Source organism: Pseudoalteromonas sp. NZS100_1, from assembly GCF_015864285.1.
Classification (GTDB): Bacteria; Pseudomonadota; Gammaproteobacteria; order Enterobacterales; family Alteromonadaceae; genus Pseudoalteromonas; species Pseudoalteromonas arctica.
In genome coordinates this window covers 1-13,893 of the sequence record NZ_JADYXN010000014.1, presented here as the reverse complement: position 1 = coordinate 13,893, position 13,893 = coordinate 1, and the positions used below count along the sequence as shown (strand labels likewise).

Below are 13,893 nucleotides of genomic sequence, written 5' to 3'. Positions count from 1 at the left end.
CTATAAATTATATTTCAAATTTGTAGTTAAATTTAACACCTACCGTAAGCGGGCGATTAATGTAATGGCCGTAGTTACGTTGTATGTCGGCGCCATTAGCTGATGTTATATCTGCATCTGAGCGACGAACGGATGTAACCGCGTATTTGTTGAATAGGTTATCAACATATAGCGTAGTTGACCATGCATCAGCCGTTAATTTAGCTGATATATTACTCAAACTGTAACCTGGTAGTGTTTCGCCGTTATCACGAAGTCCTACTCTTGAAAGCACGTCGCTTTGCGCGGTTAAACCGTAGTTAATATCAAGCGTTTTGTCGTTAAACACGTCTGTTTGATAGTTTACACCCATCGAAAATTGGTTTTCAGGCGAACCTGGCAAACGGTCGCCGTCTTCTGCGCCACCGGTACCATCGGCATTAAACAAAAATGGTGCGTCTGATGTTAGTTCTGCTTTTGTGTAAGCGTACGTAGCGTAAACCGAAAACGAGTCAGATAAAATAGCGCGGGTTGAAATTTCTACCCCTTTTGCATTAGCGCTACCTGCGTTTGAAAGGTACGTTAATTGACCTATATCTGTAGCGCCCGTAATTTGTGCATCATCCCAATCTACGTTAAATAACGCGGCGTTAAAGTGTAGTTGGCTTCTAAACCATGTACTTTTAAAGCCTAGCTCGTAGTTTGTTGTGGTGTCGGCTTCATACAATAATTCGTCAGGTTTACCACAACCTGTTTGTTGATCCTCAATAATTGGATCAGGGCAAGACACTAACCCATTTGAGCCGCCAATTCTAAAGCCTTCACTTACTGTTACATAACCCATTACTGAGTCAGTGAACTGGTATTTAGCATTAAATTTAAATAAGTTACCGTTATCGCCTGCTTCGTCTTTTTCGTATGCAACGGTGGTTACATCAGGATCTACTCCACCATACAATGTATTTGCTAGCGGGAAGTCAAAAGCCGCTTGCGACTCTATATCGTATTTGTAAAAACGGGCACCAATGGTCACATCTAATTTGTCGGTAACTTGGTAGCCAACTTCACCAAATAGTGCAGACTCAGTGACGGTACTTTTTGTAAGCTCTAAGTATTCTAATGAGTCAGGTCTTAGCTGCTCGCCACCAAAGTTATCGATAGCGAATTGGTCAAACCCAGGCGTAAACTCTCGGCTTGACGCTTCGGTTTCTGTTTTGTTGTAAAAGCCACCCACAATCCAGTTAAAGTCGCTGTCGCCTTGCGACACTAAGCGAATTTCTTGAGTGAAGGTATCTTCTTCGTCAATTTCACGGGTAAACGTTGAAAACGAAGGAAACTCTTCATAACCGTAATCAAGACGAATAAGTAAGTCTGTTTGGTCGCGTTGGCCGTCGGCATCAAAGCTCGAAATACCGGTTGCTGATACGAGCTCTGCAAAACCTAGGTCGGCTTTTAGTTCAAGGCTTAGTAATTGATCTTTTTTCTCGCGAGGCTCTTCAAAGCGATAAGCCGATTCGTATTTACCTATTACGTCGCTTAAGCCGTTGTTTGCATTAAGGCTGTTGTAATGAACAATCGAGCGACCTTCGCTGTCTTGGTTTTGGTAAAAGTAGTTAAGCGTACCTTCAAACGATTCATTTGGTTTAAAGCGAACAGAAATACGACCAGTAGTGGTGGTTTCGCCGTTGGCGTCTTTTACATTTTTAAGGTTGTTATTAACTGCTGAGCTATCGCTCCAATCTGGATCTGGCAACGATACGCCTGGCTCGCGTACTACGTAACCGTAATCGATAAAACCTGGATCTTCATATACGTTTAAGCTGGCGCGTACTGCTAATTTATCTTCGATAATAGGAAGGTTAAATATAAAACCGCCTTCGCCACCTAAAGAGTCACTTTCTTTTGTTTGAAATAGGTCGCCGTATACTTCAAGCGATGTAAAATCAAGCTCAGGCTGTTTAAGCATGTAGCGAATTGCACCGCCTAATGTGCCTGCACCATAAAGGGTGCCTTGTGGCCCAATTAATACTTCAACACGCTCAATATCTACTAGGCGCATATCTACCGAAACAGGAATTTCGTTAATGTAAGTAGATACTGTGCCGCCATCTGATGATGGACCAGATGAATTAGTATTTAAACCACGAACAATAATAGGCGAGCCTGAGCGGCCACCTTGATCAGTAATTGTTAAACCAGGTACCCAGCGTGCTACATCCGCAAGCTCATTGATATTTTGATCTTTCATAATATCTGCATCAAGGGCTGTAATATTTAGCGGTGCATTTTGCACAGAGCCGCTGCGCCTTGTTGCTGTAACTTCGATTACTTCGAGTGATTTGTTTTTAGCTGCAACTTCTTCTTGAGCAAGTGCGGCATTAGGCAATAAAAATACGCTAGAAACAGCGCTCGAAATAGCCAAGGTTAACAAGCTTGGTTTAAACATAAAAAGTGATCCCCAGTTCAAATGTTTTACATTAGTAAATTAAGTTAAGCAGTTTATCAGGGAGTGAAGTAGCTTGGAATATCTAAATTGAATTTTAATTCACTTTTGTAGAATAAATATGGTTTGTATGTGGGGTTTTTATTTAGTTAATAGGCAATATAAGCAATAGCTTAGTGCTATTAGGTACAGTTAGGTTAAAAATCACACCCTTGTTTAAAGGTAAATAGTCATTCATTTTTTAAAGATGGCTTTATGACGCGCTCGTTAAACAAATTATTACATTAAAATTGATAGTTTATAATGTCATTAGTTATGCTTTTATCAGCACTATTAAAGTGTGTTTTTATCCCCATTAAGAGTGGTAGTCGTATTTATAAGTAACTGTGTAAGTTATTGAGTGAGCGTGTTTGATTGCCGCTTCGTATACTCTTTTTTGTTTTGTCCGCACTTTTTTGTGCGTGTTTTTAAGGATTAACAATGAGCCAACTATTTTCGCCTTTATCACTTGGGCAAGTAACGTTAGATAACCGTATTATTATTGCACCCATGTGCCAGTACTCAGCAAACAATGGCGCTGCTAGCGATTGGCACACTATTCATTTGGGCCAATTGAGTTTGAGTGGTGCAGGATTGCTAATTTTAGAAGCAACAGCAGTAAACCCAGAAGGGCGTATTAGCTACGGCGATTTAGGGCTTTGGAATAACGAAACCCAGCAAGCCCTGGGCAAAAGCCTAAAAGCAGTAAGACAATATAGCCCTATGCCTATTGGTATTCAGTTGGCGCATGCTGGGCGCAAAGCATCAACTGAAAAACCATGGGACGGTGGCGATGCTATTGCACCTGATGACGTTAATGGCTGGCAAACGCTTGCACCTTCGGCAGTTGCGTACGACGATAGCAGCCCAGTGCCAAAAGCAATGAGCCAATCTGACATAGATTCACTAATTAAAGATTTTGTAAGTGCAGCTAAACGCGCTGATGAACTCGGCCTTGATTTAATCGAGCTACATGGTGCGCACGGTTACCTGTTACACCAGTTTTTGTCGCCACTTTCAAACAAGCGCGATGACAACTACGGTGGTAGCCTAGAAAACAGAATGCGTTTATTGCTTGATGTGTTTAAAGCGGTAAGAGCGGTATTTCCTAGTGAAAAAGCGGTAGGTGTGCGTATTTCGGCAACTGATTGGGTTGAAGGCGGCTGGGATTTAGATCAATCGATAGTGCTTAGTAAAGCGCTTGATGAACTCGGCTGTGACTTTATTCATGTAAGTACTGCGGGTTTAAGTCCTGAGCAACAAATACCAGTAAAACCTAATTTTCAGGTACCGTTTGCAACAGCTATTAAAGAAGCTGTGAATATGCCTGTTATAGCGGTGGGTTTAATTACTGAGGCGCAACAAGCCGAGGATATTATTAGTGAGCAGCAAGCCGATGGTGTAGCGCTGGCGCGTGGCATTTTATATAACCCGCATTGGCCGTGGCATGCAGCTGCAGAGCTTGGCGCTACAGTAACTGCACCTAAACAGTATTTACGCTCAAGCCCACATGGGCAGCCATCACCAATTAAGTAAAACGAAGTTTTTTGTAAAAACCCAACCCGCGTTTGCTGGTTGGGTTTTATTATTTTTATAAAGTAGAGACACACATGACCCAACCAGGCGTTTCACCACAACCACTTAGCAATACTCTCGTTACTATTATTGCTTTGTGTTGCGGTCTTATTGTTGCCAATATTTACTACGCTCAACCTATTATTGAGTTGCTTGCCCCTGAAGTTGGATTAAGTGCGCACAGTGCTAGCCTTATCGTATCGCTTACACAAATAGGCTACGCTTTGGGGTTGTTTTTTTTAGTGCCATTAGCTGACTTAATTGAAAATAAGCGTTTAATGCTTATTACTTTAGCTGTGTCGTTTTTGAGTTTGGTGGGTACGGCACTTGCTGATTCACCTAATGTAATGCTTATTTTATGTTTAATGATAGGTATGAGCTCGGTTTCTGTTCAGGTGCTTATTCCGCTTGCTGCGCATTTATCGTCTGACGAGAAGCGCGGACAGGTTCTTGGCAATATTATGGCGGGTCTCCTGCTAGGTATTTTGCTGGCAAGACCTATATCGAGTTTAATAGCCGATCACTTTGGTTGGCGTGCTGTATTTTACTTTGCAGCAGGGTGTATGGTGTTTATTGCAGGCGTAATTTATTTTGCTATTCCAAGCAGGCAACCTACCCATAAAACAACGTATTTTAAGTTATTAAAATCGCTTAAACAGTTAATGATTAGCCAACCAGTGCTGCGCCAACGTTCACTTTTTCAAGCATTAATGTTTGCATCGTTCAGTTTATTTTGGACGAGCGTACCGGTTGTGCTTGCCCGTGAGTATGGTTTATCGCAATCAGAAATAGCACTGTTTGCACTTGTCGGTGCGGCAGGTGCTATAGCAGCCCCTATTGTTGGGCGTTTGGCCGACAAAGGCTATACACATCAGGTCTCTTTACTTGCAAAAGTTATAGCAGCTGGTTGCTTTTTACCCAGTTTGTTTGATTTACCTTACGGGATAGTAATTTTAGCGTTAACGGGTGTGTTTATTGATTTTGCTGTGCAAGCCAATATGGTACTTGGGCAACGCGCAGTTTACGTACTAGAGCCACAAAGCCGAGCACGTTTAAACGCTATTTACATGACCAGTATATTTGTAGGTGGTGCAGTGGGGTCGCTTATTGCCAGCCCGTTATATGAAGCAGGTGGTTGGACAGGTATTGCCCTGGTTGCTACGGGTATGCCGCTTATTTCGTTGATTGGGTATTTGGTTACAACTAACAAGCAAAGTAAGGCGGTAAGCTAATTACGTTGCTACAAAAAAGCCACTGCTTACGCGGTGGCTTTATTTTTTAGAATTAGTCGATTACAGTTTTTATTTAAGCAACCTGTTTTTTTGCGTTTGAAAACGAGCTACCAACAGATGCAACTATCACAAGTAAAATAGCTAGCCACTGCCATAAAGTAAGTAACTCACTTAAAATAATAAACCCTGCGAGCGAAGCTATTGCAGGCTCTAAACTCATCATTACGCTAAACCCTTGTGAAGGCATGTTACGCAGTGCAACCATTTCAAGTGTGTAAGGCAGTGCGCTTGATAAAATAGCAATACCAATACCCAGTGGGATAATTTCCCACGTAAACGCGGCGCTTTGCATAATGCCGCCGTATGGTACTAGCACTATAGCGGCAACGGTCATACCCAATGCGACAGTTGCTCCACCAGAGCTTTGTGTGCCCGTTTTTTTACCAAATAATATATAACCTGCCCAACATGCACCGGCACCAAGCGCAAGCGCTACACCCAATGGATCAAGGCTGTCTTGGCCGCTCATATCAGGAAGCAGAAGCAAAATACCGGCAATAGCACAGGCAACCCAAAATAAGTCACGTTTGCGGCGTGATGAAAATAAGGCAACAGCAAGCGGGCCTGTAAATTCAAGCGCTACACCAATGCCTAGTGGAATGCGTTCAATGGCGTAATAAAACAAAATGTTCATGCCGCCTAAACTTAAACCATACACAATTATAGGAATACGATTACCAGAAGTAGGTAAGTGTTTCCAAGGTTTAAACACTAAGCAAAGTATAAAGGCAGAAAAACCAAGCCTAAGGGCAGTTGTACCTTCAGGACCAACAATAGGAAAAAGCTGTTTTGCAAATGACGCGCCCGTTTGAATGGTCATCATAGCAAGCAGTACACACACTATAGCCAGTAAATAACTTTTTGAAGATGCTTGCATTTTAATCCTTGAGTTGAGTAACTCTATCAATTAGTTATGTAATGCAGGGAGTATAAAAGCTAAACCCGCCCGATATTAATGGCGGCATAGTATCTTTTTTTAAATTTATAGGTAAGTGTTTGCGACCAAAAATAGCGCAATTAAAAGTATATTAAATAGGGCGGGTAAATAAAGTAAGAGGTAAAGTTAGCAAACAGGCGTTTGCTAACTTTAATCAGTTGGTTAAAATGCCTTAGTGGGCACTTTTATTAACTAAGCCATCAAGCGAGTAGAGGCCTCGTTTTTCATCATTTTTGCGTTTAATTTCTTCAAGTGCGCGCGATTCTACGGCATCAAATAAAGCATTAATTAAGCGGTTAAAATGTTTGTGCATTGCGGTGCGCGCTGCATTTGCATCATGCGACTTTAGGGCTGTATAAATAGCGGTGTGTTCGTCCATAACGCACTCGTTATTGTTTTTACACACACTGCCATAGTCAGCAACAATTTGTGGGTTTGTTAAACGTAAATCCCACAAGTTAGACACTGCAAATTCAAGTGCTTTATTGCGCGTTGCTCTAGCTATAATTTCGTGGAACTCACGGTCGGCTTGCTCAACATAAAGGCCTTTTTCCATGGCAATTAATGTTTTATTTAGTTGCTCTAGTTCTTCTTCTGTAATGCTTTGAGCAGCTAAAGCGGCAATTTCGCCTTCAATTAATGCGCGAGCTTGAGTAAGTTCAAATGCACTGATCTCTTTTGATTTTATAGATGCATTTTTTTGTTCTACTACGTAAACACCAGAGCCGGTTTTAACTTCAACTCGGCCACGTACTTCTAATGCGATAATAGCTTCTCTAATGGTAGGGCGACTTACATCAAACATTTCTGCAAGTTCACGTTCAGGTGGTAAACGACTCCCAGCAGAAAATTCGCCTTGATTTATTAAAGACTCAATTTTATCAACTATGCGCCAAAATAAGCGACGATTACCCATACTTTACCTTCATTACCTTAAGGAATAATGGCCTCTGGGGCCTAAAAGTCAAAACCAACTGTTAATACTAGAGGTTACCTCAAAATTCACTATTATGTCAAAATTCTAACGCGATGTTATGGTTAAAAACCACTATACACCAATGGTTGTATTGTTGTATTACCAATTTAGTTTAAAATAATGCAATTGGCTAGCTTGATTGGTAATGTTTTTATGTGTTAGGTTAGTTTTAAGGTTATTGAATAATAAATATTGGTAATAAACCGATTTTGGGTTGTTAGTGTTAAGTTTGTTGTAGAAGTATTTGATTGCCCATGGATGGGGATCGCTATTTTTAAATGTGTTTGTAAAGTGTGTTTTGTAAAATGTGTCGTTGTACGAGAGCTATTTAAGCTTTCTTCTGGGCGTTAACTGTCGTTGGTTAACGCCCATATTTTATTTAGTTAGTCGTTAGGGTACACAACCCCAAGCTGTTTGCGAGCTTCATCAAGTACGCTCATTACGTTACTGGCTAAAATATGTGTATTAACGGGTGACTCAAGAATATTTTGCTTCACTAACGCCATAAAATGTTCAACTTCGTATTTCATAAAGTGCTCATCAAACGGCTGGGACATAACCTCTACCTCACCATTATTAGCAATAAACTCCACCTTTTTGAGTTGCGATACGGCTTCTATTCGTATGCGTCCAAGCTCGCCTTGTATTTCGGTTATGTTGTCGCCTTGCGATATTTTAGAGTAGCTAATAACGGCTTGTTTATCAGCGTAGTTTAGTAATACATCGCCCGCACCATCTACACCTGTATCAAGTAATACGCCACTGGCACTTACGCTTTGCGGCGCTCCCCAAAGTGCAATTAATAAATACAGTGGGTAAATCCCTAAATCAACTAAAGCACCATTAGCAAACTCGGGTAAAAACGTATTTGGACGCTCGCCATTTTTATATTTATCGTAACGCGATGAATATTGACTGTACTGGCCAATATATTTACGTGGTGTGCCAATTTTTACCATTGCCTGTTGCAGCCGTGCAAAGTTAGGTAAGTGAGTGGTCATCATGGCTTCCATGTAAAGGCGCTGATGTTTTTTTGCTGTAGCTATAATGCTTGCAAGCTCTTTAGAATTGGCTGCTGATGGTTTTTCGCCAAGGACATGTTTACCCGCTTCTAGGCACATAACGGCATATTGTTTGTGTAAGCTGTTAGGGGCGGCTATGTAGACAGCATCAACATTTTGATCTTGGCATACTTGCTCGATTGAGGTGAAAATTTTTGCTTGTGCATTTTGTGGGTGTTTGGCTAAAAATGCTTCGCCGCTTGATACTGCGCGCGAGCACACACCATATAAATTAAAATCGTTTAACGTATTTGCAGCGGCTAACAGTGTGTCGCTAATAAAATTGGTGCCAACAATAACAAAGTTCATGCTCACTCCTTAGCTTAAATAAAAAATAATAAGAGCGTTTAGTTTAACATTTTTTTAGTCCTATATGCTCGAGGAGAGCACCCAAACCAGCGTTTAACATTAACACTTAGCGTTGCTTGCTCCTGATACCCTAAAAGCTCAGATATGGTTGAGATTGTAAATTGGTTTTGCGCTAAATAGTGTGCAGCTAAAGCGCGACGAGTGGCATCTTTAAGTTTTACAAAACTCGTATTATGTTTGATAAGTTCTCGATGCAGAGTACGCGGGTGCATACCCAGCGCAGCTGAAATAGTTTGGTTACTACATTGATAAATAGGAAGCATAGGCCTAATTAGTGCACTAACTTGGTTGGGCAATGGTTGTGTGTGTTCTTTGTTTTTTGCCAAGAAGCTTAGCGCCGCTTGTACTTTATTTAGTTCAGGGTGATCAAGCTCAAGAGTTAAATCACTTTTTGAGATTACAATACCAGCGCTGTTGCGATGCTCTATAACGTTACAACCAAAGTAAGTGTTATAGGCACGAGTATTAGTACTTAATTTTTTTGGCAAAAATATATTAATTGGTTTGCAGCGGTTATTACTCAGCTTTTTAATAACAGCCAATGCTAAACCAATGGTTAGCTCAATCACTTGGTTGATGTTCGGTAATGGTTTTAAATTAATTTCGAATGATAAAAACAAGCTTTTATCATTCTCTAAAGGGTGCGAGTTTAAGCTAAGTGCAGGGCTGTGCAAGTGAAGGTATTTAATAACCCAATTAAGTGCATCACCTAAATTAGTACTACTTTTGGCAGCTATTGCAATATGTCCTAAAATATCAAAATTTTGTCTACTAGCGAGCTTAAGGCCAAAACTAGAGCAATTGAACTTACAAGCACAGTATTCTAAAAGCTCAGCGTAATCTCGATAAGGTAAATAGTGGTTGTCGAGATTTTTAAAGTCAACGTTACTAATATTACAGTTTTGCATTATTTCATGCGGATCGCCGCCAAATTCGCTAATTAGGGTATCTATACCTTGTAATGACGTGGCTCTGATTAGGCTGCTCATGGTTAACCTCAAATAAACGATGTCTAAAAATATCAAGTTTTGTTGAATTTTTCTATGCACTATTACTGCAAAAGCCGTTTAAAACTTTTATTAAGGTACACCATGAACAATACAACATTTGATTACATTGTGATTGGCGCAGGCAGTGGTGGCTGCGTGATGGCATCGCGCTTGTCTGAAGATAAAAATGTAAGTGTGTGCTTAATTGAAGCAGGCGGCAGCGATAAAAGCGCATTTGTACAAATGCCAGCTGGCATAGCAGCGAGTGTGCCTTATGGCATAAATAGTTGGCATTACAATACAGTACCTCAAAAAGAGTTAAATAATCGGTGTGGTTTTGTGCCGCGAGGCAAAGTGCTGGGTGGGTCGAGCTCTACTAATGCGATGGTTTATATTCGCGGTACTCAATACGATTACGACCAGTGGGCACAGCTTGGTAATACCGGCTGGGATTTTAATAGTTTACTCCCGTATTTTATTAAAGCTGAAAACAATAAAACCTTTATAAATAATGAGCTGCATGGCACTGATGGCCCCTTACATGTGCAAGAACTTAATAACCCAAGTGCAATTAACCAGTGTTTTTTAAACGGCTGTAAAGAGCAGGGCGTTAATTTAAGCGACGATATTAATGGTGCAGAGCAGCAAGGTGCACGGCTTTCACAAGTGACTCAGCATAATGGCGAGCGTTGTAGCGCCGCTAAAGCGTATTTAACACCTAACTTAAATAGAGCTAACTTAACGGTACTGACTAAAAGTCACGTTAATAAAATTATAATTAATGATAAAAGCGCCCAAGGTGTGCAAATAGAAAAAAACGGCAAAGTAATAGATTTACTTGCTAATAAAGAAGTGATTTTGAGCGCCGGTGCTATTAATTCACCGCAGGTATTAATGCTTTCGGGTATTGGCCCTAAAGCTCAGTTAAGCGCTCATAATATTAAAGCTCAACACGTACTAGAAGGTGTGGGTGCTAATTTACAAGATCACTTAACGGTAGTGCCGCTTTATAAATCAAAAACAAACAAGGGTACCTTTGGTATAAGCCCACTTGGTATTGCGAGCATTTTTAAAGGCTGCGTTAACTGGTTTAGTAAGCGAGAGGGGCGATTAACAAGTAATTTTGCAGAGTCGCATGCGTTTATTAAGCTATTTGAAGATTCGCCTGCATCTGACGTACAGCTAGAATTTGTTATAGGGCTGGTGGACGATCATAGTCGTAAATTACATACTGGGCATGGTTACAGTATACACAGCAGTATTATGCGCCCTAAAAGCCGAGGAACTATTACATTAGCTGACAGCAACCCACGTAGTGCTCCACTTATTGATCCTAACTACTTAAGCCACCCAGACGACATAGTTGCAATGCTTGCTGGCCTTAAAAAAACACTCGCTATTATGCAAAGCAAAGCCTTTGATACTATACGCGGTAAAATGGTCTATCCGCTTGATATAAATAATGATGATCAGTTAATTGAGTTTATACGCCAAACTGCAGATACCGAATATCACCCGGTTGGTACATGTAAAATGGGGCAAGACTCAATGGCGGTGGTCGATACTAATTTGCGAGTACACGGGGTAAGTAACTTACGCGTAGTGGATGCGTCGATTATGCCTTCCATTGTTACCGGCAACACAAATGCACCGGTAATTGCGATTGCTGAAAAAGCAGCTGATTTAATTAAACGCGGCAACGTTTAATTATTAAAGATACTTAGCTATAAAATTCGTTTAACCATTGTTGCCAATCGCTTTCAAGGTGCAGCATTTGCTGATGCTTTTTAGCGTTTAGGTGCTTGGTTTCGTCCTCGCTTGCCATGTAAGGTCCAACGCGACAAAGCGGGCAGTGGTTAGGTGTTAAATATGCTGGCTTTGTAAGGCGTGAGTTTAATTCACTAGTGTGTGTATCAATACCTTTTGGGCTGAAAACGTAAGTAATACCGCTGGTGTCTTTTACGTGTTTATCGCGGTCAACATTACGAATTTTATAACCTTCAAAATGATTAATATCAAACGGGGTTTGACCTAAATAATCAGCGGTTAAACCATTATTTAAACTGCCTTCAATATTCCACTCACGATACGGCTTTACATCTTTAGAGGTTATGTAACAAAGCATTGGGCCATCAGGGCTCAGCGCATATTCGTTAGCGTATTTAATAAACTGGTGCAGTAAAGCGCGGTTTAGTACATTCATACTGGTTTGGCGAGTGTTGTTTTCAAATGCTTCACGGCCAACAAACGCAGGTATAAGCGGAAACTGAAAAATAACCACATCAAAGCTGTGCTGATTTGCACTTAGAGTTTGCCAACACGCAGGGTTTGTTACATCAAAGCTATTAAGTACGGCAACGTTTTGCGCTTTTAAATCGTTAAGCGCATTGTCTTGGTACTTTTGCTCAATAGTAATTGCATCATCGTAGGTAGAGGCCACTAATATGTGCGGCTTTACGTTGTTATGTATGGCGCTCGAAAATGATAAGTCGCCATCGCCAACAGTGAGTATTCGCCAACCAGGATCTAAATACATAAATTAAAGCGGTTTAGTTGGTGTGTTATCAGCATCAGGCGTACTTTTTTGAGACTGTGCTGCAAGTAAACGATGAAACGCAAGTCTGGTTTTTAATCCTTCGATTGCGATTTGTTTAATAATAAGATTAAAGGTAATTAAAATGGCAAAGGCAATATGAATAGGCCCGTGGGTAAATCCTGCATTTGTATCGTAAAGCATTAAACCGAATAGCAAAAATAAGACGACTAAGAAAATTTCGAGTAATTGACTTGAATAAAAACTCAAACGACCTTCACTTTTATGATCTTTTTTTATGCGGATAGCACAAAAAAATGGGATCACTTTGATTTTAAATGCCGCGTTTTTTTCTACGTAGTTTTCGCCAAGTTCATCAAGTTGTTTTCGTAATTGGTCAATCATGGTGTGTCCTCAAATAGCAGTGCGCGGATATTACCTTATTACCACGCAATATTTAAGTTTACAGCTGTTATTTAACCTGAACTCTAGGGCCTGTTTATCTTTCGAGGTTAAATTTGCAGCAGACTGTTTGGTATTTAGGCAAGGCAAAGCCTATGTAGTGTGGTTATTCCCCATAAATAGGCGATAACGCAGCATAAATGCCAAACATGCGCTGCCCGAAGGGTTCTGCCTAGGGGCAATTTACTCTTTGTTGCTCGGTTTTTACTTAGCCCACTAGGTTACAAACCTCACGCCGCGATTAAATCGCCCCTAGATTGAACAAATTTTAATCCTGAAAGGTCAATAGGCCTTAGTTAAGAGATTTGCTAACTCGTTGAATTGTAGTGATATTTGAATTTATTTTCTCTAGCCAGAGATTTTCTGTGAGAACAAGGCGAATTTACGCGTCAATAGCGGGCCTATTGCAAGTAAATTCAACGCACTTAACACTGAAAATAGCTGCTTGAGATAGATTTATTATCCAGAGCTCAGGTTACTTAGGGTAAATACTCATACCAATAGTTAGGATGTGACAAACAAATACAACGGAGGTCAGCACAAAGCGCATTTTTTGATAATCTTTATGATAGGTTTTCCATTGTGGAGTGGCTTTTTCAAATATAAGTACTAACCAAAAACTAGCACCTAACCAAGCGAGTGCCCACTCTACAGGTAAAAATGATAAAAATGGAACTGGGATAACAGGTAATACCGCTTTAATTGCATTGCTATAGCTTTGCTCTCCGGCCCGCCACAAGTTACCTGCCATAAATGCTAAAATGGCGATACTGTAAAAAGTAAAAAACTCTAAGTTAACGCTGTTACTACCAAACACAAGCGGCCATGCCACGCAGCCTAAAAAAGGAAGTAGCCCTAGGTAGCCTAGTTGAATGTGATTAACAAATTTTTCCATAACAGTGTGCCTTGTGTTTGAACGTTTTTAAGCGCGGCTATTGTAGCAGTATTTTATAAGTAAAGTGGATTTACAATAAATGCGAGCTACTAAATAGTGTAGAGGTATTAATTGATTAAACGTTGTAGATAAAGCACTCGATCTTCATTGTTATTATTTCTTTAAATATAAAGTAATACAATATGTAGGGTAGGCTGATGATTAGCCTATTTTATTTTTACTGGGAGATGATACTTATCGTTTTATCAGATTAAAAAGCCTCTTAAAGCTGTCTCTTGATCACAAGTCTGGCTCAAGAGATTTTGCTAAATCGTAGCCTTCCAGGATGGCTTGTAACTTAAGC

At 40.4% G+C, this 13,893-nt stretch carries 11 protein-coding genes; 3 read left to right on the top strand and 8 right to left on the bottom strand.

The window, feature by feature from the left end; all coding sequences use genetic code 11:
- Positions 1-7 precede the first annotated feature (7 nt).
- The gene (locus I6F66_RS10985; protein ID WP_165740024.1) at positions 8-2,425 is read right to left on the bottom strand and encodes a TonB-dependent receptor; all 2,418 of its coding nucleotides are present in this window, start codon (positions 2,423-2,425) and stop codon (positions 8-10) included.
- Positions 2,426-2,902: 477 nt separating this feature from the next.
- Between I6F66_RS10985 and I6F66_RS10980 the strand changes: the two genes are divergently transcribed.
- On the top strand, positions 2,903-3,997 hold the full coding sequence (locus I6F66_RS10980) for an NADH:flavin oxidoreductase/NADH oxidase (RefSeq protein WP_166421440.1): 1,095 nt from the start codon (positions 2,903-2,905) through the stop codon (positions 3,995-3,997).
- 74 nt (positions 3,998-4,071) lie between these two features.
- Positions 4,072-5,268 (top strand): MFS transporter, encoded by a 1,197-nt coding sequence (locus tag I6F66_RS10975; protein ID WP_197209265.1) that lies wholly within the window; start codon positions 4,072-4,074, stop codon positions 5,266-5,268.
- Positions 5,269-5,341: 73 nt separating this feature from the next.
- Here the strand turns inward: I6F66_RS10975 and I6F66_RS10970 are convergent, their stop codons facing one another.
- From I6F66_RS10970 to I6F66_RS10955, 4 genes are all read right to left on the bottom strand, one after another.
- Positions 5,342-6,205: a DMT family transporter gene (locus tag I6F66_RS10970; RefSeq protein WP_165740019.1), complete on the bottom strand. Its 864-nt coding sequence runs from the start codon at positions 6,203-6,205 to the stop codon at positions 5,342-5,344.
- Between the two features lie 232 nt (positions 6,206-6,437).
- Positions 6,438-7,181 carry a FadR/GntR family transcriptional regulator gene (locus tag I6F66_RS10965; protein ID WP_024591884.1) on the bottom strand — a complete coding sequence of 248 codons (744 nt, stop codon included), beginning with the start codon at positions 7,179-7,181 and terminating at the stop codon, positions 6,438-6,440.
- 443 nt (positions 7,182-7,624) lie between these two features.
- Entirely contained in the window at positions 7,625-8,611 is a 987-nt protein-coding gene (locus tag I6F66_RS10960) for a Gfo/Idh/MocA family protein (protein ID WP_165740017.1), read from the bottom strand.
- A gap of 38 nt (positions 8,612-8,649) precedes the next feature.
- Positions 8,650-9,660, bottom strand: coding sequence for an AraC family transcriptional regulator (locus tag I6F66_RS10955; RefSeq protein ID WP_165740015.1), 1,011 nt, complete (start codon positions 9,658-9,660; stop codon positions 8,650-8,652).
- Between the two features lie 102 nt (positions 9,661-9,762).
- On the opposite strand from I6F66_RS10955, the gene I6F66_RS10950 reads away from it, so the two are divergent.
- The gene (locus I6F66_RS10950) at positions 9,763-11,367 is read left to right on the top strand and encodes a GMC family oxidoreductase (protein WP_165740013.1); all 1,605 of its coding nucleotides are present in this window, start codon (positions 9,763-9,765) and stop codon (positions 11,365-11,367) included.
- A gap of 13 nt (positions 11,368-11,380) precedes the next feature.
- Here the strand turns inward: I6F66_RS10950 and I6F66_RS10945 are convergent, their stop codons facing one another.
- From I6F66_RS10945 to I6F66_RS10935, 3 genes are all read right to left on the bottom strand, one after another.
- Positions 11,381-12,196 (bottom strand): class I SAM-dependent methyltransferase, encoded by an 816-nt coding sequence (locus I6F66_RS10945; protein WP_165740012.1) that lies wholly within the window; start codon positions 12,194-12,196, stop codon positions 11,381-11,383.
- Positions 12,197-12,199: 3 nt separating this feature from the next.
- Positions 12,200-12,598 (bottom strand): hypothetical protein, encoded by a 399-nt coding sequence (locus tag I6F66_RS10940; RefSeq protein WP_165740010.1) that lies wholly within the window; start codon positions 12,596-12,598, stop codon positions 12,200-12,202.
- Between the two features lie 532 nt (positions 12,599-13,130).
- Positions 13,131-13,550 (bottom strand): DUF3429 domain-containing protein, encoded by a 420-nt coding sequence (locus I6F66_RS10935; protein ID WP_165729525.1) that lies wholly within the window; start codon positions 13,548-13,550, stop codon positions 13,131-13,133.
- Positions 13,551-13,893: the final 343 nt, after the last annotated feature.